The 23,150-nt window shown below is 37.1% G+C and carries 24 protein-coding genes; 5 read left to right on the top strand and 19 right to left on the bottom strand.

Annotated elements, in window-relative coordinates; translation table 11 throughout:
- Positions 1-134: 134 nt before the first annotated feature.
- The 10 genes from sigB to acpS all read right to left on the bottom strand — a co-directional run bounded on the left by sigB (position 135) and on the right by acpS (position 7,414).
- The gene (gene sigB / locus MKY46_RS21055) at positions 135-920 is read right to left on the bottom strand and encodes an RNA polymerase sigma factor SigB (RefSeq protein ID WP_036119097.1); all 786 of its coding nucleotides are present in this window, start codon (positions 918-920) and stop codon (positions 135-137) included.
- On the bottom strand, positions 898-1,368 hold the full coding sequence (gene rsbW, locus MKY46_RS21060; RefSeq protein ID WP_036119099.1) for an anti-sigma B factor RsbW: 471 nt from the start codon (positions 1,366-1,368) through the stop codon (positions 898-900). The genes sigB and rsbW overlap by 23 nt, the downstream gene beginning before the upstream one ends.
- Positions 1,368-1,700 carry an STAS domain-containing protein gene (locus MKY46_RS21065; protein ID WP_036119101.1) on the bottom strand — a complete coding sequence of 111 codons (333 nt, stop codon included), beginning with the start codon at positions 1,698-1,700 and terminating at the stop codon, positions 1,368-1,370. Before MKY46_RS21065 ends, rsbW begins: the two co-directional genes overlap by 1 nt.
- A 63-nt stretch (positions 1,701-1,763) precedes the next feature.
- A complete protein-coding gene (locus MKY46_RS21070; RefSeq protein WP_051891592.1) occupies positions 1,764-2,714 on the bottom strand; it encodes a PP2C family protein-serine/threonine phosphatase in 951 nt (316 codons plus the stop codon).
- Between the two features lie 57 nt (positions 2,715-2,771).
- On the bottom strand, positions 2,772-3,173 hold the full coding sequence (locus tag MKY46_RS21075; RefSeq protein WP_036119108.1) for an anti-sigma regulatory factor: 402 nt from the start codon (positions 3,171-3,173) through the stop codon (positions 2,772-2,774).
- Between the two features lie 413 nt (positions 3,174-3,586).
- On the bottom strand, positions 3,587-3,937 hold the full coding sequence (locus tag MKY46_RS21080; RefSeq protein ID WP_004232054.1) for a type II toxin-antitoxin system PemK/MazF family toxin: 351 nt from the start codon (positions 3,935-3,937) through the stop codon (positions 3,587-3,589).
- A gap of 4 nt (positions 3,938-3,941) precedes the next feature.
- On the bottom strand, positions 3,942-4,205 hold the full coding sequence (locus MKY46_RS21085) for a hypothetical protein (RefSeq protein ID WP_036119113.1): 264 nt from the start codon (positions 4,203-4,205) through the stop codon (positions 3,942-3,944).
- Between the two features lie 337 nt (positions 4,206-4,542).
- Positions 4,543-5,664 carry an alanine racemase gene (gene alr, locus MKY46_RS21090; protein WP_036119117.1) on the bottom strand — a complete coding sequence of 374 codons (1,122 nt, stop codon included), beginning with the start codon at positions 5,662-5,664 and terminating at the stop codon, positions 4,543-4,545.
- A 213-nt stretch (positions 5,665-5,877) separates the two neighbouring features.
- A complete protein-coding gene (locus MKY46_RS21095; protein ID WP_036119122.1) occupies positions 5,878-6,936 on the bottom strand; it encodes a LolA family protein in 1,059 nt (352 codons plus the stop codon).
- A gap of 124 nt (positions 6,937-7,060) precedes the next feature.
- Complete coding sequence (gene acpS, locus MKY46_RS21100) at positions 7,061-7,414, bottom strand: holo-ACP synthase (RefSeq protein ID WP_036119125.1); 354 nt, start codon at positions 7,412-7,414, stop codon at positions 7,061-7,063.
- 64 nt (positions 7,415-7,478) lie between these two features.
- On the opposite strand from acpS, the gene MKY46_RS21105 reads away from it, so the two are divergent.
- A complete protein-coding gene (locus MKY46_RS21105; protein ID WP_036119129.1) occupies positions 7,479-8,102 on the top strand; it encodes a rhomboid family intramembrane serine protease in 624 nt (207 codons plus the stop codon).
- A gap of 61 nt (positions 8,103-8,163) precedes the next feature.
- Here MKY46_RS21105 and MKY46_RS21110 read toward each other — a convergent pair whose 3' ends face one another.
- From MKY46_RS21110 to MKY46_RS21145, 8 genes are all read right to left on the bottom strand, one after another.
- Positions 8,164-8,739 (bottom strand): GNAT family N-acetyltransferase, encoded by a 576-nt coding sequence (locus MKY46_RS21110; RefSeq protein ID WP_036119132.1) that lies wholly within the window; start codon positions 8,737-8,739, stop codon positions 8,164-8,166.
- Positions 8,740-9,320: 581 nt separating this feature from the next.
- Positions 9,321-10,793, bottom strand: a complete 1,473-nt coding sequence (locus MKY46_RS21115; protein ID WP_036119139.1) for a PH domain-containing protein — start codon at positions 10,791-10,793, stop codon at positions 9,321-9,323.
- Positions 10,786-11,265, bottom strand: a complete 480-nt coding sequence (locus MKY46_RS21120) for a PH domain-containing protein (RefSeq protein WP_080717038.1) — start codon at positions 11,263-11,265, stop codon at positions 10,786-10,788. Before MKY46_RS21120 ends, MKY46_RS21115 begins: the two co-directional genes overlap by 8 nt.
- A 135-nt stretch (positions 11,266-11,400) precedes the next feature.
- Positions 11,401-12,930, bottom strand: coding sequence for a DEAD/DEAH box helicase (locus MKY46_RS21125; RefSeq protein ID WP_036119145.1), 1,530 nt, complete (start codon positions 12,928-12,930; stop codon positions 11,401-11,403).
- Positions 12,931-13,282: 352 nt separating this feature from the next.
- A complete protein-coding gene (locus MKY46_RS21130; protein ID WP_141904302.1) occupies positions 13,283-13,975 on the bottom strand; it encodes an alpha/beta fold hydrolase in 693 nt (230 codons plus the stop codon).
- Between the two features lie 59 nt (positions 13,976-14,034).
- Positions 14,035-15,405 (bottom strand): UDP-N-acetylmuramoyl-tripeptide--D-alanyl-D-alanine ligase, encoded by a 1,371-nt coding sequence (locus tag MKY46_RS21135; protein ID WP_036119153.1) that lies wholly within the window; start codon positions 15,403-15,405, stop codon positions 14,035-14,037.
- A gap of 11 nt (positions 15,406-15,416) precedes the next feature.
- Complete coding sequence (locus MKY46_RS21140; RefSeq protein WP_101966904.1) at positions 15,417-16,496, bottom strand: D-alanine--D-alanine ligase; 1,080 nt, start codon at positions 16,494-16,496, stop codon at positions 15,417-15,419.
- 237 nt (positions 16,497-16,733) lie between these two features.
- Positions 16,734-17,486: a hypothetical protein gene (locus MKY46_RS21145; RefSeq protein ID WP_036119163.1), complete on the bottom strand. Its 753-nt coding sequence runs from the start codon at positions 17,484-17,486 to the stop codon at positions 16,734-16,736.
- A 346-nt stretch (positions 17,487-17,832) separates the two neighbouring features.
- Between MKY46_RS21145 and MKY46_RS21150 the strand changes: the two genes are divergently transcribed.
- On the top strand, positions 17,833-19,020 hold the full coding sequence (locus MKY46_RS21150) for an FtsW/RodA/SpoVE family cell cycle protein (protein WP_036119166.1): 1,188 nt from the start codon (positions 17,833-17,835) through the stop codon (positions 19,018-19,020).
- A 57-nt stretch (positions 19,021-19,077) separates the two neighbouring features.
- Here MKY46_RS21150 and MKY46_RS21155 read toward each other — a convergent pair whose 3' ends face one another.
- Positions 19,078-19,215 (bottom strand): Lmo0850 family protein, encoded by a 138-nt coding sequence (locus tag MKY46_RS21155; RefSeq protein WP_164908744.1) that lies wholly within the window; start codon positions 19,213-19,215, stop codon positions 19,078-19,080.
- Between the two features lie 309 nt (positions 19,216-19,524).
- On the opposite strand from MKY46_RS21155, the gene MKY46_RS21160 reads away from it, so the two are divergent.
- The 3 genes from MKY46_RS21160 (at position 19,525) to cls (ending at position 23,137) form a co-directional block, all read left to right on the top strand.
- Positions 19,525-20,685 (top strand): MFS transporter, encoded by a 1,161-nt coding sequence (locus MKY46_RS21160; RefSeq protein WP_058844749.1) that lies wholly within the window; start codon positions 19,525-19,527, stop codon positions 20,683-20,685.
- Positions 20,686-20,747: 62 nt separating this feature from the next.
- Positions 20,748-21,542 carry a YwqG family protein gene (locus MKY46_RS21165; protein WP_058844728.1) on the top strand — a complete coding sequence of 265 codons (795 nt, stop codon included), beginning with the start codon at positions 20,748-20,750 and terminating at the stop codon, positions 21,540-21,542.
- Between the two features lie 137 nt (positions 21,543-21,679).
- Positions 21,680-23,137 carry a cardiolipin synthase gene (cls, locus tag MKY46_RS21170; protein ID WP_036119229.1) on the top strand — a complete coding sequence of 486 codons (1,458 nt, stop codon included), beginning with the start codon at positions 21,680-21,682 and terminating at the stop codon, positions 23,135-23,137.
- Positions 23,138-23,150 lie beyond the last annotated feature (13 nt).

Genomic DNA, 23,150 nt, shown 5'->3' on the forward strand with positions numbered 1-23,150 from the left:
ATCACTACCTTTTTCTTTTCATTTTACCATTACACTTTACTAAAAATGCAAAAAGATAGTCTACTCAGACGAATATGAGTAGACTATCTTCATCCATTTATAAGTGTTTAACACATAAAACACCCAAAGAAAGATTAGAGCGAAACACCGCCACTTGCTAGAATAGCCTCTTGTAATTTCTTTATTGCTTTCCTTTGTATTCGAGATACATGCATTTGAGAAATTCCTAATCGTTCTCCAGCTTCTTTTTGACTAAGTTGCTCTAAATATGTAAGCTGAATAATTTGTTTTTCCCTTTCATTTAACACAACAAGCGCCTCTGAAACAATCATGCGTTTATTAGTCATTTCATAACCATCGTCTTCCCTACCCAAAATATCGAATAAGGTGACTGTACTGCCATCTGAATCTGACTCTATCGAATGATCCATAGAAAGAGCTTGATAGCTACGGCTCATTTCCATCGCTTCCAATACCTCTTCCTCGGCTACTTCTAATCGCTCAGCAATATCTTGAATAGAAGGAGAACGCTGCAATTCAATCGTCAGCGCCTCCACTGTTGATTTGATTCTCGGTCCTAATTCTTTTATTCGTCTGGGCACATGAACATCCCATGTTTTATCACGTAAAAAACGCTTGATTTCTCCAACAATCGTTGGCACAGCAAATGCTTCAAAACTACGACCAACATTCGGATCAAAACGTCTGATTGCACCTAACAATCCCAGCATCCCTACTTGAACAATATCATCATAATAAGATTTACCATTCGAATATTTACGAGCTATTGACTCAACTAGATATCGATAATGAATCACTAATTTTGTTTGCGCTTCATCATCCTCCGTTGACTGGTACAATTCAATCCACTTTAGTATATCTTCCTTGGATGAAGATTTATGTAGTGATTCTTTCGACATTTTTTTCCACCTGCTCTCTAGCGACATACTTTGTCATGAAGACAGTTACGCCACCATCGTTATTGATCATCACCTCATCCATCAAAGTTTCCATTAAATAAAGTCCTAAGCCACCTTCTCTTAGCCCTGCAATACTTTCCTCAGGATGATACGGTCCAATCTTAGACTTGATCTCTTCGAAATTAAAGCTGTTGCCATAATCCGCAATCATCATTTCCATTTTATTGTCATACAAAGCACACCCGATGACAATTTCACCTTCTTCTTCATCCTTATAAGCATGGTGAACAACATTTGTCACAGCCTCACTTGCAGCAATTTTTAAATCTTCGATATCATCATAACTAAAGCCAATCCTACTAGCTAAGCCCGAGACAGTTAATCGAATGACACTGACAAATTGCGGTTTAGCAGGAACTCTAATTTCAATATAGTCAAATTCCTTCATTATTTTAATTCCACCTTTTTATCAGTTTCAATATCCATCAAATCACTTAGACCCGTAATTTCAAACAATCTTTGCAATCTATTCGATAAACCAACTAGCTTCACTTTGCCATTTTCACGTAATGCTCTTTTATAAAAGGCAACAAATATCCCAAGACCTGTACTGTCCATGTAATTTACTTTTGATAAATCAAGTTCAATTTCTAATCCGTCTGTAATCTTTACCGCTTCTAATTCCTCTCTTAAACCAGACGCGGTAAATGTATCGATTTCCCCTTCAACAAAACCAAATAATTTATGATCAATCTCTTTAAAATATATCGTTACGTCCATATAGCACACCTCCACCATATTTGTTAGACTATTGTCTATTCCCTATTTTATTAATAATTAAACCTATTTTTTTAAAATAACGACAGTAAAATCATCCGATAGTTTAAAATTCTGAGCCTTCTCTATTTCCTTATAAAGAAGTTGGCACAACTGCTGGGCTGTTAAATGTCTATTTTGTTTTATTAAAGTTGTAATAACCTCTCTAGAATTCAAGTCTTCCTTTGCTCTAAATTCAGTCACACCATCGGTCATCATAATAATTAAATCATTGTCCTCTAAAACAATGTCATGAAACGAATATTTTGTTTCAGGTAAAACACCGAGTAATAAGCCTTTAGCCTCCAAAGAATAGAATCGATCGTCCTTGGCAATATAGTGTAACGCTGGCTCATGACCTGCCGAGGCATAAGAAAAGATATTGTGTTGTACATCTAAGCATCCATAAAACATAGAAACAAACATACTGTCGTCCACACCTTTTTCAATTACCCTGTTAATGACTTCTAAAACATAGGAAGGATCTTTATATGCATATCCTAATGTTTCAAGCCCATATTTCACCATCGACATACATAACGCAGCAGGAACTCCCTTGCCGACAACATCTGTCACTGCCACACTTAAATATTCTTCACCATCATGAAAAAAATGTACATAATCACCATTCATTCTACGAATAGGAACTGAAATCATTCCTATATCAATACTTTCTAGCTGCGGCACATATGTTTTCAATAGCGTTTTTTGAATGTTTGTCGCAATTTTCATTTCCATCTCGTATTCAGCTTGCTTTTGAAGTAAGCTTTGATGCTCTCTATGTGCCATCCCATAATGAACCATCACTTCAATAAGAAAATCATAGGCTGGCTGTGATTCACTCATTTGATCAGGAAATATTTGTTCAACAGCATTTTTATGAATACTAACAACATCCTCTGGGGATATATTTTTTTGAATCAACTGACGCGTGAAATTTTGAGCAATATATAAATTTCTTTCAGTTTGGCTGACCATATAATCTGATAATATTTTTTTATACTGAGCTTCTAATTGTTTCAATTTCTTCACGTCCTAACGCAACCATTTTTCCGCCCTTATTGTTGTACCCACTCCCATGACAGATTGAATATCTAAACTGTCCATCAATCGTTTAACACCTGGTAAACCAGCTCCTAGCCCTCCTGAAGTAGAATAACCATCCTCCATTACTTTGCGAACATTTTGAATCCCAGGTCCTTTATCTGTTGCAATAACGACTATTTTCTTTTCATGATCTATCTCAACCCTTTCAATTTCAATCGTCCCTATATTCGCATATAAATATATATTTCGTGCTAATTCACTAATTGCTGTGGTTATACGAGCTTGATCAACAGTGCCAAATCCAAGTGCTCTTGCTTCATTACGCCCCAGTTGTCTTGCTGCCACAATATCCCACTCTGTAATAATTTCAACCGAAGACTTACATGTCACTGCTGTCCCTCCATTTCCTTACAGTGTTATACTCTTACACTATAGTTCGACCTGCTGGACTTAAATTAAACTTCATAACCTCTATTAATGGAATATTCTATGTAAATTTTCATATACCTTTTAAGAATTTTTTCAAAAATCTATTTTTATTAAAAATCTTGAATATATCTTAAAGCTTTTTGTACTATTTATCAATTACGCCTCAACGGAATTTAGCTCCGATTTATTGAAGCTGCTCGAAAAACTTTTCTTCAAAATTTGTGACTTCTGCCAGAGGTTTTATCTAACAAAATTGAACTTTTATGGAGAGTTGGCCAGCTGAATCAAGATAAATAGTAAATTCAAACTATCGATAGAGAACAAAAAAAGCACCGAGATTTTATTATCTCGATGCTTCTATACACATATGTATATCAAAATTTAACTAGACCTAAACTAATCATCAACGCTCCATCAACTTTTTCCATCACAGCATGATCAAGTTGCGTAATACGATCCGTCAATCTTGACTTATCAATTGTCCGCACCTGTTCTAGCAAAATAACCGAATCACGTTCAAAACCATACTTTTCAGCATTGATTTCAACGTGTGTCGGTAACTTTGCCTTTTGAATCTGTGCAGTGATAGCTGCGATGATGACAGTCGGACTAAATCGATTGCCAATATCATTTTGAATAATCAGCACCGGTCTAGTGCCTCCTTGTTCAGAACCTATTACCGGTGATAAGTCTGCAAAAAAAACGTCACCACGTTTTACATTCAAAGTGTCATCCCCCGCTAACGAGACGCTCCACCATATGCTGTGCTTCATATTCTGCATGCAAGCATTCACTTGCAATCATTAAATTAATATGAGACATTTCAACATACCCTTTAATCATAGCTTCCCGTATTTGATTTGGTTGCTCCTGCATTAAATTTTTGCGCGCCAAAGTACGCACAAAAGATTCACCTTCAATTACTTCCTTTGTTTGTAGAAATAGTCTGTCTTGAACAGCAATTGTAGCTTCTCTTAACTTTTTCTCGTACACAGCAAGCACCTCCAACGGAACCATACACTTTTTCATTACTTCTCATTCTATCATTGAAAGATATTGTTGAAAAGACATGAAATGACAAAATATCTGACAATTTGAAGTACAAATTGTAAAAATATGTTGGTTGTCGAAGGTATATGCTGAATAATTATTATTGCAATGTTCTTCCAAATATGAGTTACTTTATGTTTGGAAAAGTAATAAGTTCTCCAGTGCTAATTTATTTACCAAATTCAACTTTTACATTGGAATGTTGCTCATTACACATTACAGTGAATGCTATTGAGAGAATGTGTACTGTGTATCAGTAACTAATTCTAATGAAGGTTCATTAAAAGTATATTCTAGGAACTCTTGCTGTTATAATGCATGGTATTTCATAATTAATTGTTTCAAGCTTTGTAGCCCACTCATCGATGGAAATCACATGCTGTCCTTGTTGACCAATGAGTGTTACCTTCTCACCTATAGCATATGCTTTTGGTAGCGCAACCATACATTGGTCCATACAAATTCGTCCAACAATCGGCACTTTCTGTCCATCAACCAATACTTCTTGTCCACCTAACTTACGAATTACGCCATCTGCATAGCCAATCGGAATAGTTCCTATCCACGTCTCCGTCTGAGCAGTAAACGTAGCGCCATAGCCAACTGATTCACCTGCTTTGATTTGCTTCACATGAACAAGTTCACTCTCAAGCGAGAAGGCAGGCTTTAGTGGGAATGGTAAAATGCTTTCCACATAGGGAGAAGGAGATAATCCATACAGCGATATCCCATATCGAACAGCATCATACTGTAGGTGTGAATTTTTCACTAATGAAGCTGCCGTATTAGATGCATGAACAAGTCGCGGCTTTAAAGGCATGACTGATAAACACTTCTCAAAAAACTGCACTTGCTGATTAAAATGTGTCGAATTTTCTTCATCCGCTGTCGCAAAGTGAGTGAATATGCCATCTAGCTCCACATTAGCTGTAGACTGTATGGTTTCGTATAGTTCTACTAGCTCTTGCTCTGAGCGAATGCCTAGTCTCCCCATTCCACTATCTACTTTTATATGTAGACGCAAAGGAAGTTCTTCATTCACTAAAAGAGGAGCTGCTTGTTGAATCCAATCACTAGCAAATGCTGTAAGAATAATACGCTGTTGTGCTGCATAAGGAGCAAAGGAAACAGGAGATGCACCTAATATTAGTATGTCTGGTTCTTCAAAATGTGCTCGTATATGTAATGCTTCGTCGGGCGTTGCCACTGCAAGTATTGTGGCACCAGCCTCAAGTGCCGCCCGTGCAACGGCTACATCTCCATGGCCGTACGCATTTGCCTTTACTACAGCAATAATTTGAACATTAGGTTGTAAAAATTCTTTTAAATTTTTAACGTTCTGTTGGATTGCTTGCAAGTCTATCATTGCTTTGGTTGGTCGAAAATACTGCTGTGTCTTCATAAGAATACCCTCTTTATTTTTAATTAAAACACTATGTATGACATACATTTGTTCTAGTACGTCTATTTAGCTTGTCCACACAATGTTATTGTTCCATTCTCCAGAACTCTCACTTTAAAGGAAATAACTTAACATTTTCTAAACAGTGAGATCTTATTTCATATTGTCAATAAGCTACAGCTTTCATATTCCTGAAAGCTGTAGCTAGCAAAGTTACTTCATACTACTTATCGTCATAGATGTAGCAACTTCAATCATCTCTTCTCGCGTCAACTTGCTTGAAGCTACAAAGAATTCAACACCATCTTTTTCCCAACTAATCGATGTATCTGTAATAGCTCCTATTGTATAGCCTAAGTCAACTGGATCACCAGGTGACGATACTGGTAACATTGAATTTTCCTTTGTTACTGGTTGCTGCATAACTGTAAATGCCTTTTCACCATCGAAAGTTAGGATAACACGTTCCATACCATTTTCTTGCACAACTTTTTCATTCGCTAATTGTGCCCAATTTAGAACAGGATAATGTGTTTGGAATTCTTGATATTCAACTTCTGCACCAACTGCTTCTTTTTCATCTTTTCCTTCTTGCCCCTCTTTGTCAGCAGGTGTAGCTTGTTCACCTTTCGTGCTATCTTTATCAGTGAATTGTTCAACAGCATACTCTTTTGCAGCATGTTGCACACCTAATTTTATTTTCTTAAATGTGATACGAATTTGCTCTTCCTTCACATCATTCATAATCGCTACAGAGGTTGGCAATAAAGTTTTCTTATCTACCGTAATGACTTGATGAGGCATACTATTTTTATAGCTATTTCTAGTAGCCGCTTCAAATATATATGCTTTTTCTTCTTCTTTCATGACAAGATTTTTATCTTCTGCTAAATCTTCTGCTAGCGCTCCAATTAAGTAAGCCTGACTATTTTTCTTTGGCCAGTCACTTTGGAATTTATACATTTTGTTTAATGTCGGTGTTACTACAAAAACGCCATCAGCATTACGCACAATCATTTGAGAAACATCTTTCCCACTTTCGACTACTTCTACTCGATAGAAATCAGGTTTTGTATGCCATACTGTCACATCATAATTTCTTGGCTCACCACCAGATTTAATCTCCATCGATGCATTTAACTCATAACCATTTGTTTCTGCCCATTTACCATTCACTTTCTTCAACACTTTTTCCTGTGAGGCTGCACCACATGCCGACAGAAGTAATATCGTACAAAGTAAGACGAGCCATTTAACTATACGGTTGCCCACGCTTTCACCCTTTCTTCTTTCAAATCCACTACGACAATATATGAACCGTATTTGTCAGTTATGTCATTTGAAGAAAGGGCAATATATTTAAATTTATAAGCCAACCTTTTAGACAAGTTAAGTACTATTCTAATAAGATTACTTGAGCAGCCGCATATTGTTTAGAATGCGTAATACTAACAAATCCATTGACAAGCTCTTCCTTAAAATATAAGACGGGATTGCCAGCCTCTCCTCTTAATATCTCCATATCATGAAGCTTACATTGTTCCCCAAGGCCTGTTCCTAGCGCTTTCGAAAATGCTTCTTTAGCAGCAAATCGCCCTGCCAAAAATTCTATTTTACGAGTTTCTGAATGACCATCAAATAATTTTTTTTCCTTAACTGTTAAAATGCGATCTTTAAATTTATCTGTACGTTTCATGGCTTTTTCAATACGATCTATTTCTACAATATCGAGACCAATTCCCTTAATCATGTGACCTTCTCCTTTACCTATTTCCAACAAGGCATGTATAATAATTGTAAATTGAGGTGGAGCCATGTTTAGTAGAACAGAAAATTTTAAGCAATATACAAAGTATTACCCTATTGTTTCAACTTTAATAGCAATTAACTTAACGCTTTATGTATTGTCTCTTATACCCGGCGTCGGAACACTCTTGTGGAATTACGGAATCCAAGCAAATTTCCTGATTCAAAATGGTGAATGGTGGCGTGTCTTTTCCGCAATGTTTTTACATGCAGGATTTATGCATATGTTTTTTAATATGTTTTCCTTATATCTCTTTGGTCCAGAGCTTGAAAAAATCGCAGGTAAAGCACGCTTCATCACAATTTATTTGGTTTCAGGTATTGTAGGCAACATGGCAACCTATATCTTCTATGATAGTAGTTATGCGAGTCTTGGTGCAAGTGGGGCTATTTTTGGAATTTTTGGTGCTTTTGGGGCATTAGTTTACTATACACGTCGTACAATGCCAATGCTTCGTAAGCTCATCTTACCAATCATCATCATAAGTGTCATCATGACATTTCTTCAACCAAATGTGAATGTTTATGCACATTTAGGCGGTTTAGTAACAGGTTTCATTCTTGGACTTGTCTATTTACACCCAAAAAGAATTTTAAGCTGGCGTAAACAAAAGATGTCGGGTAGACCATAAAACTTAAAAGAGGAGCAGCTCAATCATGGAGTTGCTCCTTTTTCATTAGAACGAATACATGCTATAAAATCACAGTGGCCTCATTTGCCATCTTAACCTTTTTCCATTCAGCGGCGGTTAAGCCATAAACAACTTGGTCAACATGATGATCATAAAGCCACTCTGCATCCCTTAAACGCCCTTCTTCATGGAAGCCCAATACTTTGGGAATTGTACGACTGCGAATATTCCCTACCGCTACACGTACTTCAATACGATTTAACATTAAATAATTAAAAGCATAATCAATCAATGCTTTCATTGAATTTGTTACGAGCCCCTTCCCCACAAACTCATTTCCTAGCCAGTAGCCAATGCTTGTCCATTTATGCTGCCAGTTGATTTGATGATAGCCAATTACGCCTGCAAGCTCTCCATCATAGTAAATCCCTGCTTGTATACCATTATGATCAGCATATTGTTGCATAGCCTTTTTAACGAATTGCTCTGTATCTTCTACAGTTTTAACACTATCTACAAATGGCAGCCATTCACGTAATGTATCCCTTGAACGGTCAGTTAAAGCAAATAATTCATCTACATCACTCAAGTCTAATAGCTTTAAATAAGCGCTTTCATTAATATCATATTTAAACAAAGTCCCCCCACCCCTTTTGTTCTATTTATTTTATTATAAACAGCATTCACATATATTTACAGTTAAAAAAGCTAATCCTTCCATAAAATTGAAAGGGTTAGCTTCATGTTGTTGAAAAAAGGTGATGTCAATGGCAGAAACAGCCATTTCGAAAGGCTAGGAGTTAATTTCCCTTCCGTTAGCGTTCTTTCCAGGGAGCGTCCGATGAGCCGTAGTAAATAAAATAGCTCATTATTTGTATGATTGGAGAAAGGATGGCCTCTTATGTTCGATGTGGAGAAGTGATGAGTGGCAACACCCCTCCATAAAGAGTAGTGAATACTTCACTTTATTAGAAAACCTTTCTAAAAAGGTACCATTTTCATGGATTGGAGTGGAAGGCTACTTGACTCCCGTGGGATAGCGAGACAGTCGAGCCCCTGCACGGAGGAAGCGGCTCGGCACTCGCCCACATGAAAGCAAGTAGCCTGCAACAGTAATCCATTTTCACCTTTCGAAAAAATTCTATATAAATGTTTTTGTTTTTCAACACTATGAAGCTAATCCTCCCATAAAATTGAAAGGATTAGCTTTTTAGTTCATTAATGTTCATACCAAGTTAAGATTGTTTCTGCATCCTTTTGCTCTAAGCTTGATACACTTCCCGTTGTACCAGTTGCTCCAGACATGACTGTTGCTTTTATAGACATAACATTTTTTCTTTTTTGAAAGTAAGATTGTGTACTTTGAATAGATTGAATTCGCTTTTTCTCCACAATCAATGTAATACGGCTAAATACTCGATACTGCATAGCCAGTTGCTTTCCATCAATTTGATAGCCTGCTGTTTTATGCTGCCATATTCCGATTAGAATTGTTAACGGAATTAACAGTAATGACAACAGTCCATACGGATAAAAGTAATAACTACATGCACCCATAATTGGAACTAGCCAAATAAAATCAATTCGATAGAAGAATGGTCTTGCTCTTTTTGGTGATCGAATAAACGAAGGATGCCAATTCATATCTGGGAAAAGCTGCTCTAATGTGTGCAAACAATCCTGCTTCTTAATGAGTGGAAACAAAGTAATCTTTTTATCATTCCCATCTTCACCGTTACCTCCAGCGCTTTCAACGACCACCGTTGCAAAGCCTGTTAATTGACGCAAAGGGTTTTCAACAATACGAATGGCTTGAATTCGATTCAGCGGTAAAGTAATACGCTTTTTCTCTAAAAGTCCCTTGGTGATAATCAATTTTTCTTCTTCAATTCGGACTGTATAATCATAGTAATTAATCAGTGTGATGACCACTGATACAACCCAAGCTACAATTAAAACGAACATCGCTGTTAAAGCGACTAAAAATGCACCGACTTTCACAAAATCAGCTAGTTCATGAAATACTGTTTCATAAGGAATAATATCGGAAAACTGTGAAGCAATTGCTGCAAGACCTGATAGTACGACACCGATCCCACCAGATGTTGTTGCTAAAACGAGTAAATCACGTATGGACATATGGTAAATCGTTGGAATGGAGACAGCTTCCTCTATCACTTGGATTTCTTCCTGATCTTGTTGTTGATCTACCCCATTTTTAGCCCGACGCATTTCTAATTCAATAACATCTGCTGCCGCTTTACGGATTGCTGTCAGTTCGACCTCAGGTTTACCTCCCTTACTACCTGCTGTTTCAACCTGAACTTTCACTAAACCAAAAATGCGATGAAAAATCCCCTCGTTATAATTTAAGCTTTGTATACGTTCAAAAGGAATATAACGCTTCTTTTTAACAAACAATCCATACTTTATGCGTAACTCCCCGTCTTCAAACCAATAAACAAATGTCCGCCATTTTATGATGCCCCCAATAAGTGCAAGAAGTGCCGCGCCTCCCCATACACCAAAAAGTAAAATGGTATCAAAAAAATGATCACTATGAAAATTCAAAGAAAAATTAAAGCCGTTTCCTATGATAATAATAGCAATTGGTAATATCATACTTTTTAATGCCTTAACGCTCGTAATAACTGCAGATACTGGATGTAAACGATTAATTTCTTTAGACATCATCTTCCGCCACCCTTGCTAAATCAGAGATGCGAGCACGAAGTATATCTGCTTCGTCCATAACAAGCGCAGGAATCGTATGTACAGTTGCTGCTGTTGAAATTGAAATATTACCTAAGTCGTATTTTTTCAATATCGGTCCTTGTGTTGTATCAACATGTTGAACACGTACCATCGGTATTAATGTACGTTTCACAACAAATAAACCATGTTGTACTTCGATTTCATGTTCACGAACCTCATAACGCCATCGTTCCCATCTTATTTTCGGGAATACAAAAATGGATAGTATTGCACTTAGAACTACAACTCCCCCAGCTATGAAGTAAATAAATGACGGCCATTCAAAATAATATGTACCATAGCTTACTAGCCCCGCTACAATGAATAACACCAGTGTTTGTATGACTCCATATAAACGCCACACAGTTAACCCTTTTCGGGAAATTTGATGAATCGGCTGTGCTCTCAATATCGTTCCCCCCTCTTTCTTCATTAGGTGTATACGGATTTACTCACCTTTTTGTTTCAACTATAGCTGAAAAAAAACCTTACAGCCACTATGACTGTAAGGTTTATCATAAAGAATTAGTGTATTCGGTTAAAATTAACCTTCGTGACGTCGTGGAGAGCGAGAACGACCTTGTCCACCTTCTCTACGACCTCCCTCACGGCGTCCGCCTTCTCGACGGCTACTGCTACCGCTATTGCGACGTTCTCCACTGCGAGCGCCGTCACGACGTCCGCCACCAAAGCTACGGTTACCACGGCCACGATCACCGCCACTACGGTTACTGCTAGAACGCTCACGACGCATTGGTAATGGACGCTCTTCTGTGATTGTTACTGGTGTATCATCAGGCTCTCTCGTTAATGAACGTAGAGCAGCTGCAACAACGTCAATTGCTTCATGATTATCTAGTACTTCCGCTGCAAGTGTGCGGTAATCGCCTAAATTGTTATTAGCAATAAGACCTTCCAGTGTTTCCACAGCTAAACGTTGTTGACCCTCTAATGCTTCATCAGTTGTTGGTGGGCGAAGAGGTGTCATACGTTTTTTCGTTGTTTCTTCTACAATACGTAAGTAACCCATTTCACGAGGTGTTACAAATGTTACGGCAAGACCTGATTTACCCGCACGACCTGTACGTCCAATACGGTGAACATAAGATTCAGGATCTTGAGGAATATCAAAGTTATAGACGTGTGTTACACCCGAAATATCAAGTCCACGAGCGGCAACGTCCGTCGCAACAAGGATATCGATTTTATTTTCTTTAAACTGGCGTAATACGGAGATACGCTTCGCCTGGCTTAAATCACCATGAATACCCTCAGCTAAATAGCCACGAATAGATAGGGCCTGTGCAAGCTCATCTACACGACGTTTTGTACGACCAAAAATAATAGCAAGCTCTGGTTGGTGAACGTTTAATAAACGAGATAAAACATCAAATTTTTCACGTTCAGCAGACTTAACAAAATATTGATCGATATTATCAACTGTTAATTCTTTTGCTTTAATTTTCACAATTTCTGGATCACGCATAAATGTTTCTGCAATTTTACGGATTGCTGGTGGCATTGTTGCTGAGAACAGTAATGTTTGACGTTCAGAAGGCACGTTTTCTAAGATTGAATTAATATCATCGATAAAGCCCATGTTTAACATTTCATCTGCTTCATCCAATACTAATGTTTGAACATCTTCTAATTTTAACGTACGACGATTAATATGATCAATAATACGTCCTGGTGTACCAACAATGATTTGAGGTCTATTTTTCAGTGCACGAATTTGACGGCCAATTTCTTGACCTCCGTATACTGATAATAATTTTACGCGCTTGTCATAGCCAATTTTATATAGCTCTTCTGAAACTTGAATCGCTAACTCACGAGTTGGAGCAATAACTAACGCCTGAATATTAGGGTTTTTTGGATCAATTTTCTCAATTAGTGGAATCCCGAAAGCGGCAGTTTTACCAGTACCTGTTTGTGCTTGACCTAATACATCACGGCCTTCAATCGCAAAACGAATAGTACCTTCTTGGATTGGTGTTGCTTCTTCAAATCCCATACGCTTTACTGAGCGTAATGTAGATTCGCTAATATTTAATTCTGAAAAATTTGTCAAACTTCTCAATCTCCTTTTTTTCCTTTTAAGTTGACAAATGGTTACATTTTCAGATGAAGTTGTCGGCAAATTCGAGCCTGTGTAGTGGAACGTTTCCGTTACTTAAAAATTTTCTCTACATGATAGTCCATATAGAGCTCTCTTATATGAAAAGGAAAGCCCGGTCTTTACCGAGCGGTTCGATTCTGTCGTAATTATTCACTTTAGAATAAAACCGTTGTGTTCAAAAAAAAGTACCCTTCAACCAAATATGAAGAGTCTTCGCACAAAATGTATCCATTGCTTACACTAGTCTAACATGGCTTTAAATCCTATGCAACGATAACGCATGAGTCGTAATAATCTGACTACTTTATTTATCCCTTAAAAACGTTAAAACCCTTGGAAACCATTCAGAACAATCTTCCTCAAAACATATATGATGCTTGCCATTATCAGAAAAATACAAAATTTTATCTTTTGAGGCTAATTTATCAAAAAGGAATTGCGCCGTATGATAGGGCACTATTCCGTCCAATTTCCCTTGCACGATATAAACAGGAATTTGAATATGTTGATAATAAGGTTCCACCATTCTAACCAGCTTCATAAATTCTATTGTGGATGCTAAAGGCACATTGTTAAACTTATGATGGTATCGTAAAAAAAGTTCGTTATTCGTCAAATTACGGTGGTAAGCCTCTGTAGCAAGCACTTTAAAATCATTGACTAACTGTTTGGGACTGACATACTTTGCAGCAGCACTTAATAATACGAGTTTTTTTACTTTATAACGTTTAGCTAAATATAATGCTATGATTCCCCCCATTGAAAAACCAACGACGATTACCTCATCTACTTTTTTAGCTAATGATCGAAAGGCAAGCTCGGCATCCATTAACCAATGCTTCGCTGTAAAACCACTCATTTGTAATTCTTCTCCATGCCCTGACAACGTCGGCTCTACAATTAGCCAATTTGTCTGTGCCCGTAAGTATGTTGTGAATGGCTCCACTTCATAAGGTCCACCTGAAAATCCATGAATACATAGTACACCTACTGACAACGTCCTCACCTCGTTTAACAATGAATAAATCGGTGAGCTTAATCCCACCGATTCATTGGTTACTGTGACGTAAATGCATTTAAGATCGTCTCTAATTTCATACCACGCGAGCCTTTAAGTAAAACAATAGATGATTCATTCGCTAGTTTTAGCTTTTCAATAATAGCCGTATAATCATCTGCTACATACAGTAAACGTTCTTTCTCAAAGCGCTCTTTTAATACTTGATAAAGATATGCCATCCGAGGGCCAAATAAGCAGAGATAATCAATTTCATGCTCATTTATATATGCTGCTAGCCCTTCGTGAAAACTTTGCTCATTCGGTCCAAGCTCCAGCATATCTCCTAACACAAGCCATTTTTCAGGTCGAATTGTAGAGGAAGCCATAAATTGAATAGCAGCCTTCACCGAGGTTGGTGCTGCATTATAGGCATCGTTGATAAATAGTGCTCCATTTGTTCCTTGTACTTGTTGCATCCTCATATCTGTTAAGACTACATGCTCTAAGGATGTACGAATTTGTTCATTGTTTAAACCTAGCTTATGAGAAATTAACATCGCCACTAATGTATTTTTTACTTGATGCTTACCAAGAACTGAAATAAAGAAGTCGCCTTCAATGATTCCATGCGTAGTAAAGTGACTGCCATCCGCATTAGCATGAATATTTTCAGCGTATAAAAGATTACCTGGCTCTAATCCGAACGGCACTGCTTGTAAGTGCTGTTCCTTGGCCACCAATTCTTGGAGCAGCGGTTCATCACCATCATAGAATAATAGACCGTCAGGCTGCATCCCTTGAATAATTTCAAATTTTGCTTTTGCTATACCTGCTCGTGACCCTAAATCCTGCATATGAGCCTCGCCGATATTTGTAATAACCGTCATATGTGGACGAGCAAGCTTCGTTAAAAATTCAATTTCACCAAAACCACTCATACCCATTTCAAGAACAGCAACATCTGTATTTTCATCAAGCTGTAAAATTGTAATAGGTAACCCTAATTGATTATTAAAGTTCCCAATAGTCTTTTGTACTTTAAAAAATGGCGCAAGTGTACCCGCTAAAATATCCTTTGTGGATGTCTTACCATTTGAACCTGTAATGCCGATAAATTTCGCCTTATGTTCATTACGATAAGCTCTTGCCATTTCCTGTAAAGCTACTTCTGAGTCATCCACAAATAGTAAAGGATAACCTTCTGGAGGATTTGGTTCATCTTTTTGCCAGAGTGAAGCTCCCGCACCTTTCTCAAATGCTTGAACAACAAACTGATGCCCATTTGTTTGCTCGCCACGAAATGGCACAAATAGATCTCCTTGTTGAATTGTTCTTGTATCGATAGAAATTCCTGATACAACGGTATCGCCAAAAGCAGCCATATCCTCATTTAACCATGCAGCTAATTGTTTTAATGTTTTTTTCACAATAATCCCACTCAGTCTTTTTTATAGTGAAGCTGTTGTTTTTCTTCGTAACGTTCGATTGCTAGCTTAATGAGACGGTCAATCAGCTCTGGATAGCTCACATTTGTATGTTGCCATAATAATGGGTACATACTTACAGGCGTGAAACCAGGCATTGTGTTCACTTCATTGATGTAAACGCTATTTTCAGCCGTTACAAAAAAGTCGGCACGAACTAAACCGCTACCATCTATTGCTTTAAATGCACGTTTTGCTAATTCCTTTAAGCTTGTCACAGTTTCCACTGGCAGCTCCGCTGGAATAATAAGGGCTGTAGAACCGTCCTTATACTTCGAGTCATAATCATAAAATTCAGTGACTGGTTTAATTTCGCCTGGCACCGAAACTTCAGGATAATCATTGCCTAACACGGCTAGTTCAACTTCGCGAGCCATAATACCTTGTTCTACAACAATTTTACGATCATATTGCAGAGCAATCTCAATTGCTTTTATTAATTCCTCACGATTAGTTGCTTTGCTAATCCCAACGCTTGAACCTAAGTTTGCAGGCTTCACAAACATCGGCCAACTCAAGCCCTGTTCACATCGTTCAATGATGGTCTGTTGCTCGTTTTTCCACTCACTACGAATAAAATACGTATAGGGCACTTGTGGTAAGCCTGCAATTTCAAATAATTGCTTCATCACCACTTTATCCATACCAGCTGAAGATGCTAATACACCGTTTCCTACATACGGTAAATTCAGTACTTCCAGTAATCCTTGCACAGTTCCATCCTCACCATTTGTTCCATGTAACAATGGGAAAATAACATCAAACTGCACCGCATTGCCTTTTTCATCGATTAAAAAATCAGTAATATTATTTTCTAAAATTGTGGCATTATCACCAAATTGTAATTCTTCTATTGCACTTACAGGTTTTTCTAAACGTTCTCCACGTCGCCATTCCCCGTCAGATGTAATGAAAATCGGATATACTTCATACTCCTCGAAATTCAAAGCTCCAGTGACTGCACGAGCTGTCGATAATGACACCTCATGCTCCGCTGACTTTCCGCCGTATAATAAACCGATTCTTTTTTTCATTTTTGTGCCCTCCACATACTTCTTGAGTACTATTAGTTTATCATGAAACGTCTTGACAAATGACATAAAAATCTCACCGTAATTTTTGACGGTGAGATTTTGACATTTCATCGATTATGCCTTAGTTGCATCTAATTTTTAAATTGTCTAGGCTCAATTCAAAATTCGGCATATCTGCCAACAACTGATCTTCATTTGATAGTCGCTTTTTCGCAAAAATCATTACTGATATGAAGATTAAATAATATAAATTAATTCATCATGTTCCGTTTTCAGGATCGTATTTAAGTCATCCCAAACTTCATCAGGAAATGAATACTCTGATAGGTTGCGAACTTCTATGCCATAGGCTACCTTTGGCTTTTCAATTCTGTACAAAGATAGTAACGCACCGTCCTTAGCAAAGGATCGGTAAGATCGTAAAAAATCGGGCGATATAGATGGAATACTCGCCTTTACTTTTCGACGCCAAAAACCAGTACTCCGTTCCTTTTCACGAATTAGACTATTAAATACATTGGCAACCAATAAATCCGAATCACTTAAATGACGAAAATAAATTTTTGTCATCTTCTCTTGATCTGAAGAATAATAGACAAATCTATTTTGTAATTTGTTAAAAAATGCAGACGTAATCGGTTCTTTTTTATGACTTATGTAAAGCAATTCTCCTTGTTCCATTGGTGTCAAATGATCTAGCCTCTTTTCGTCCATAAAATCAACCCAACACAATTCCTTTGACTCTGCTGATTTTTTCACAAAACGAGGAACTTCATCTTCCAAGACATATTCAAATTGTGTATGCATATTAAAAGAACCGTCTTCATAGGAATGTTTTAATAACAGTAAGTGATGCAGTGGTTCAAGTGCAGCCACAAATTGCGGGAATTTTAACCCGCTAAAAATGACAAATTTATCTACATCATTCATATGAACATAAATATGATACATAAAATCATCAGCTGACTTTAATTTTTTAGCCACAACCATCACCCCATTCTTCACTACATTATAAGTCTAAACATGATTTTTTTGAAACATTTTATGTTAATTGTCGTCCCAACTATATGCACAGGCATAAAAGTATTTTTTGCGTTATAATAGGAATGTTAAACATGCATTTGCATATTAATTTAAGATTACTCAATGAGTACAAGTATTGCTGAAAATTCCATTGACAATGTTCAAAGCAAGTTGCAAGCTTATCAATAGATATGAGTTATCTCATACACTCTACTGGTCAATAGCTCTCTTCTTTGAACAATTATAAACGAAATTGGAAGATTCGCATCATATTTACTCATATTGAGATACTATTTTAATTTAGGTGGCTTTTATGGAAAATAAACGAAATTTCGCAAACCGTTTTGACTGGACCCTCGCTTTTATTCTTTTCACTTTTCTAGTCATCAGTTTGTTAGCTATTGCATCTGCCCAGACATCGGGTCAATATGGCATTAACTACGTACCTAAACAAATGCAATGGTATGTTATTGGTGCAGTAATTATTGGCATCGTCATGTTTTTTGAGCCAGATCAATATAAAAAAATGTCATGGTATATGTATGGAGCAGGGATTGCCTTATTGGTACTGCTTATTTTTATGCCTGAAGGAGAAGGTCAAATCGGTGCACCCGTTAATGGTGCTAAAAGCTGGTATCATACGCCGATTGGAAATATTCAGCCTTCTGAGTTTATGAAAACTTTTTACATTTTAGCACTAGCACGACTAATCAGTAAGCATCATGAAGTTTATTCGTTAAAATCAGTAAAAACGGACTTCCTACTACTAGGGAAAATTGGTATCACACTCATCATACCATTGGCTATCATTATGAAGCAGCCTGACCTTGGTTCTGCTCTTGTATTCTTTGCGATTACTGCTGCTCTTATCATCGTAGCCGGAATTTCTTGGAAAATCATTCTACCGACCTTTTTAGGTGGAGTGGTAGCAGGTGGCACCCTACTGTGGATGGCACTTTATATGCAGGATTTCCTAGAAAAAACGTTCGGCTTAAAGGCTTATCAATTTGCTCGAATTTATTCTTGGCTAGACCCCTATTCCTATTCATCTAGCGAAGGCTATCATTTAATAACATCGTTAAATGCTATTGGGTCAGGAGAGATCTTTGGTAAGGGGTTCCGAAATCGAGAGGTATATGTAGCAGAAAACCATACCGATTTCATTTTTACTGTTATCGGTGAAGAATGGGGATTTATTGGCGCTAGTATTGTTATTTGTGTTTTCTTCTTATTAATTTATCACTTAACAAAGACAACGCTCTTATTGAAAGATCCATTCTCAACATATGTTTGTGCAGGTATTATTGCCATGATTACTTTCCACGTCTTCGAAAATATAGGCATGACTATTCAGTTATTACCAATTACAGGTATTCCGCTTCCGTTCATTAGTTACGGAGGAAGTTCTTTAATGGGCAATGCTTTAGCCATTGGGCTAGTCTTTAGTATGCGGTTCCATTATCGAACGTACATGTTTACGACACATGATGAAGATGAATAAATATAGAAAAAGGGAAGTCTCGCGCATTGAGACTTCCCTTTTCCTATTGTAAACGAGTTAAGCTTGAACTTGCGGAGTCTGCGTTGGTGGTGTTAGCACTTTTAAAAGTTCTAGTCGAGACTTTGTTACAGTGGCTGTTACACCCAACTTAGATAAATTCGAAACAATCTTTTTCAAATCTACTTCTTTCCTCATACATTCCACCTCAATCTTTCCTCGATTTTATATAACGTTTTAGGGAACAAAAAAGTTTCATTTTTCTACGAGTAAGATGTCTGACAAATTTATCATACCATTTAACTTACATATAAAATTTTTCATTTTTGTTACATTGTAAATTATTTATACCACCAAACACTTATAAAATAACCACAATCACTATATTTTATTCATCTTCAATTAATAACTATCTCCACCATGTTTCTCCATCCGTATTCTTGTCATCGTAAGAGCAAGAAGGGTAGAATGTACATAGTGAAATATTGTATGAAAGCAGGGAACTGTATGAAAAAGGCAATTTTATTATTGATGTCTGTTCAATTTCTCGTTTACCTAGGATTTGGCATTATTATTCCTGTCTTACCTGAGGTGATTGTGCAGCAAAATTGGAATGATCTCCACGTCGGTGGTTTACTAACCGTATATTCACTTGCAAGTTTCTTTACAGCACCATTTTGGGGCATGCTATCAGATAAGATAGGACGTAAACAACTAATCTTAACAGGTCTGGTTGGTTTTAGCCTTAGTTTTGTTATTTTTTCATTATTTATAGATAACCTAGCTATTTTGTATGTCTCACGCATTGTAGGTGGTTTATTCTCAGGAGCATTGTATACAGCAGTAACAGGATTTATCGCAGATATGTCCAGTGAAGAGGATCGTAATAAATATATGGGCTTTATGGGCATGTCCATTGGTCTTGGTTTTATTTTTGGTCCAGCAATCGGTGGGGTGCTAGGCCATTATAGTTTGCAATTACCATTTATCGCATCCGCATCATTAATTGCACTATTATTTATTTATGCAAGTTTCGTCTTAAAAGAACCTGAAAAACGGAAAGATTCAACTAAACGTGCTATTGTACCAAAAGGCGCTAGCAAGATGCTACAGTACCGTGTGCGTTACTTATTTATGTTTTCATTTTTAGTAACCTTTATGCTAGCGGGTGTTGAGGCTACTTTCCAACTATTCCAAATCGAAAAAATTCATATTACACCATTACAAATTGGATATTTATTTATGTTTAGTGGTTTCGTTGATGCAGCCATTCAAGGTGGCGTTGTTCGACGTATAAAAAATGGCAGCGAAACAACATGGTTAATCGGTGCTCAAATTGTAACAGCAATCGGTATGCTATTATTCACACTCACAGCTAATCTTTTTATCGCTGGTCTAGCCCTATGTGTCTTTACAGCTGGTAATGCACTTGCTAGAACGTGTGTGGTATCGCTCTCCTCGAAAGAATCTGGAGGACAATATGGAACTGCCGCAGGTCTTTCCTATTCAATGGATAACTTAGGACGTATTCTTGGTCCACTATTTTTCACTTGGTTATTTACGATGCAAGCAAGTCTCGGGTACTATATATCGGCAGCAATAGCCATTCTTTCGATAAGTTTGATTTTTATCTATAAGGCTTCCAGTAAATCATTGCGTTTTGAATAGATTCTCACTATACCGTAACTTGTTATACTTTAAAGACCTAGAGAGATATTCGGAGGGTTTGCATGAACAAAGCAACCAATTTTTTACTTCCTAAAGAGCTAGAAGCTTTTCGCTCAGAAATCGAAGACACGCTACTTTCAACAATCATTATTCAGCCATACCAACGTTCCACTACGTTAACTGAAAGTAAATTTGCTGGCGAACCCTATCTCCCCTCTTTTCAAACCTATCCAAAAGATTTAACAGGTGAGCCAATGAGATTATTAGCTCAAATTAATTTTGCCGAAATCCCACCACTACTAGGTTTTCCTTCAAGGGGATTACTGCAGTTTTTTATTTCAGCCAATACTTTTAAAACTACTACTGTCAATTATTACGAAGACATTTTTCAGCAATTTTATAAAGTAAGATTTTATCCAACTGTCAATGACAGTACAGCCCACTCTCAACAGGCACACTTTTCTATACCGACTACATTAGATGGCTTCCCTATTCGTCAGGAATTAGCTTTACAATTTCAGCTAACACAGGAACCCATTTCTGCACTAGATTATCGAGCACAACGTCACCTTCCCTTCCTCCTATCTTCCCAGATGGATGATGTGCAAGAGATTTATTTGCAACACTTCCTAGGAGCGGGAGCTAAAATTGGTGGCTATGCTTATTATTTAAATGAGGATATTCATCAAGAGTCCTTGCTACTTCAGCGCTATAATGTCTTATTATTACAAATTGACTCTCATGATGAATTAGGAATTATGTGGGCAGATTGTGGTGTTGGCAAGTTTTTTATTAACCGAGAAAAGCTTCTTCGAAAGGATTTTTCCGATATTTTATTTCAATGGGAAAATTACTAACGAAAACATGCGAATTATCCCTTACAAATCGAAGAGATAATCCTTTTCCTACCTAGCTAGATTTCATATCTTCTTTCTTCTTTTGAAGTAGGCTATACTTATGTATGTTGTTAACAATAGTAAAGGCAGGTGTAGGAATGAGCATTTTTACAGACATAGAATATTTAGTCCCTTTAACCTTGTTTTTTAATATTTTATTAGCCATGACCATCATTTTTTTAGAACGTAAAGATGCTACCTCTACATGGGCATGGATTCTTGTATTATTTTTCTTGCCATTAGTTGGATTTATTTTGTACTTATTACTTGGAAGGCAGTTACGAAGAAAGCATTTATTTCGTTGGGAAGGGCGTAAGGATATCGGGATAGATAACCTCATTAGCTATCAAATGGAAGCCATTCGCAGTGAAACATTTGAGTTTCGCATTGCAAACGCAGAAAATTATCAAGAAATGATTTATATGCACCTTAGAACAAACAATGCGGTATTAACACAAGACAACCATTTAGATATTTTCGATGATGGTGCCAATAAATTTGAACAACTCCTAAAAGATATTGAAGCAGCTAAAGATCATATCCACATTCAGTATTATATTTTCCGTCTAGATGACTTAGGTACACGTATCGTGAATGCACTGATTAAAAAAGCAAAACAAGGTGTCAAGGTACGTCTACTCTATGATGAGATGGGCTCACGTAATGTAAAAAAGCGTCATTTTAAAGAATTGCTGAATGCTGGAGGTGAAGTAGAAGTTTTCTTCCCATCCATTTTGCCACTTCTCAATCCCCGTCTAAATTTTAGGAATCACCGTAAAATTGTTGTCATTGATGGTCGAATTGGCTATATTGGTGGCTTTAATGTCGGTGATGAATATCTTGGGCTACAAAAAAAATTCGGTTATTGGAGAGACACTCACTTGCGAATTGAAGGAAGTGCGGTGCATCCACTGCAAACTCGCTTTTTACTCGATTGGAATCAAGCAAGTGCACAGCAGAAAATGGGCTACTCTGATCGCTACTTCCCTGCTATCCCGCAAAAGGGTGATGTTGGCTTACAGATTGTTTCAAGTGGACCAGACTCAGACTGGGAACAAATTAAGATTGGTTATTTAAAACTTATTAATATGGCGAAAAAATATATTTATATTCAAACACCTTATTTTATCCCAGATGTAAGCTTCTTAGACGCCATTAAAATCGCAACATTGTCGGGCATTGATGTGCGCATTATGATTCCTAACAAACCTGACCATATGTTCGTTTATTGGGCTACTTATTCCTATGCCGGTCAGTTATTACGTGCAGGAGCGAAAGTCTACATTTATGAAAAAGGCTTTATCCATGCCAAAACCATTATTATTGATGACGAGGCATCGACTGTCGGAACAGCTAATATCGATGTCCGAAGTTTCAGTCTGAATTTTGAAGTCAATGCCTTCATCTATGATGCAAACATATCGCACCAACTTGCAGAGCTATTTGAAAAGGATATTTTTGATTGTACGGAATTAACATGGGAAATGTATAAAAACCGCTCAGCACTTATTAAATTTAAAGAATCCATTTCACGTTTATTAACGCCTATTTTATAAAAATAAAAAGGAA

It is taken from the genome of Lysinibacillus sp. FSL M8-0355, from assembly GCF_038008985.1.
In the GTDB taxonomy this organism is placed as follows: domain Bacteria; phylum Bacillota; class Bacilli; order Bacillales_A; family Planococcaceae; genus Lysinibacillus; species Lysinibacillus fusiformis_D.

Bases quoted from the DNA above. Each gene is read 5' to 3' on its own strand.
- MKY46_RS21105 (WP_036119129.1), top strand. From the start codon at position 7,479: ATGTTTAGTAGAACAGAAAATTTTAAGCAATATACAAAGTATTACCCT.
- MKY46_RS21065 (WP_036119101.1), bottom strand. From the start codon at position 1,700: ATGGACGTAACGATATATTTTAAAGAGATTGATCATAAATTATTTGGT.
- sigB (WP_036119097.1), bottom strand. From the start codon at position 920: ATGTCGAAAGAATCACTACATAAATCTTCATCCAAGGAAGATATACTA.
- MKY46_RS21140 (WP_101966904.1), bottom strand. From the start codon at position 16,496: ATGAAAAAAAGAATCGGTTTATTATACGGCGGAAAGTCAGCGGAGCAT.
- MKY46_RS21150 (WP_036119166.1), top strand. From the start codon at position 17,833: ATGGAAAATAAACGAAATTTCGCAAACCGTTTTGACTGGACCCTCGCT.
- MKY46_RS21155 (WP_164908744.1), bottom strand. From the start codon at position 19,215: ATGAGGAAAGAAGTAGATTTGAAAAAGATTGTTTCGAATTTATCTAAG.
- MKY46_RS21165 (WP_058844728.1), top strand. From the start codon at position 20,748: ATGAACAAAGCAACCAATTTTTTACTTCCTAAAGAGCTAGAAGCTTTT.
- alr (WP_036119117.1), bottom strand. From the start codon at position 5,664: ATGAAGACACAGCAGTATTTTCGACCAACCAAAGCAATGATAGACTTG.
- MKY46_RS21070 (WP_051891592.1), bottom strand. From the start codon at position 2,714: ATGGTCAGCCAAACTGAAAGAAATTTATATATTGCTCAAAATTTCACG.
- rsbW (WP_036119099.1), bottom strand. From the start codon at position 1,368: ATGAAGGAATTTGACTATATTGAAATTAGAGTTCCTGCTAAACCGCAA.
- MKY46_RS21145 (WP_036119163.1), bottom strand. From the start codon at position 17,486: ATGGTTGTGGCTAAAAAATTAAAGTCAGCTGATGATTTTATGTATCAT.
- cls (WP_036119229.1), top strand. From the start codon at position 21,680: ATGAGCATTTTTACAGACATAGAATATTTAGTCCCTTTAACCTTGTTT.
- MKY46_RS21160 (WP_058844749.1), top strand. From the start codon at position 19,525: ATGAAAAAGGCAATTTTATTATTGATGTCTGTTCAATTTCTCGTTTAC.
- MKY46_RS21115 (WP_036119139.1), bottom strand. From the start codon at position 10,793: ATGTCTAAAGAAATTAATCGTTTACATCCAGTATCTGCAGTTATTACG.
- acpS (WP_036119125.1), bottom strand. From the start codon at position 7,414: ATGATTAAGGGAATTGGTCTCGATATTGTAGAAATAGATCGTATTGAA.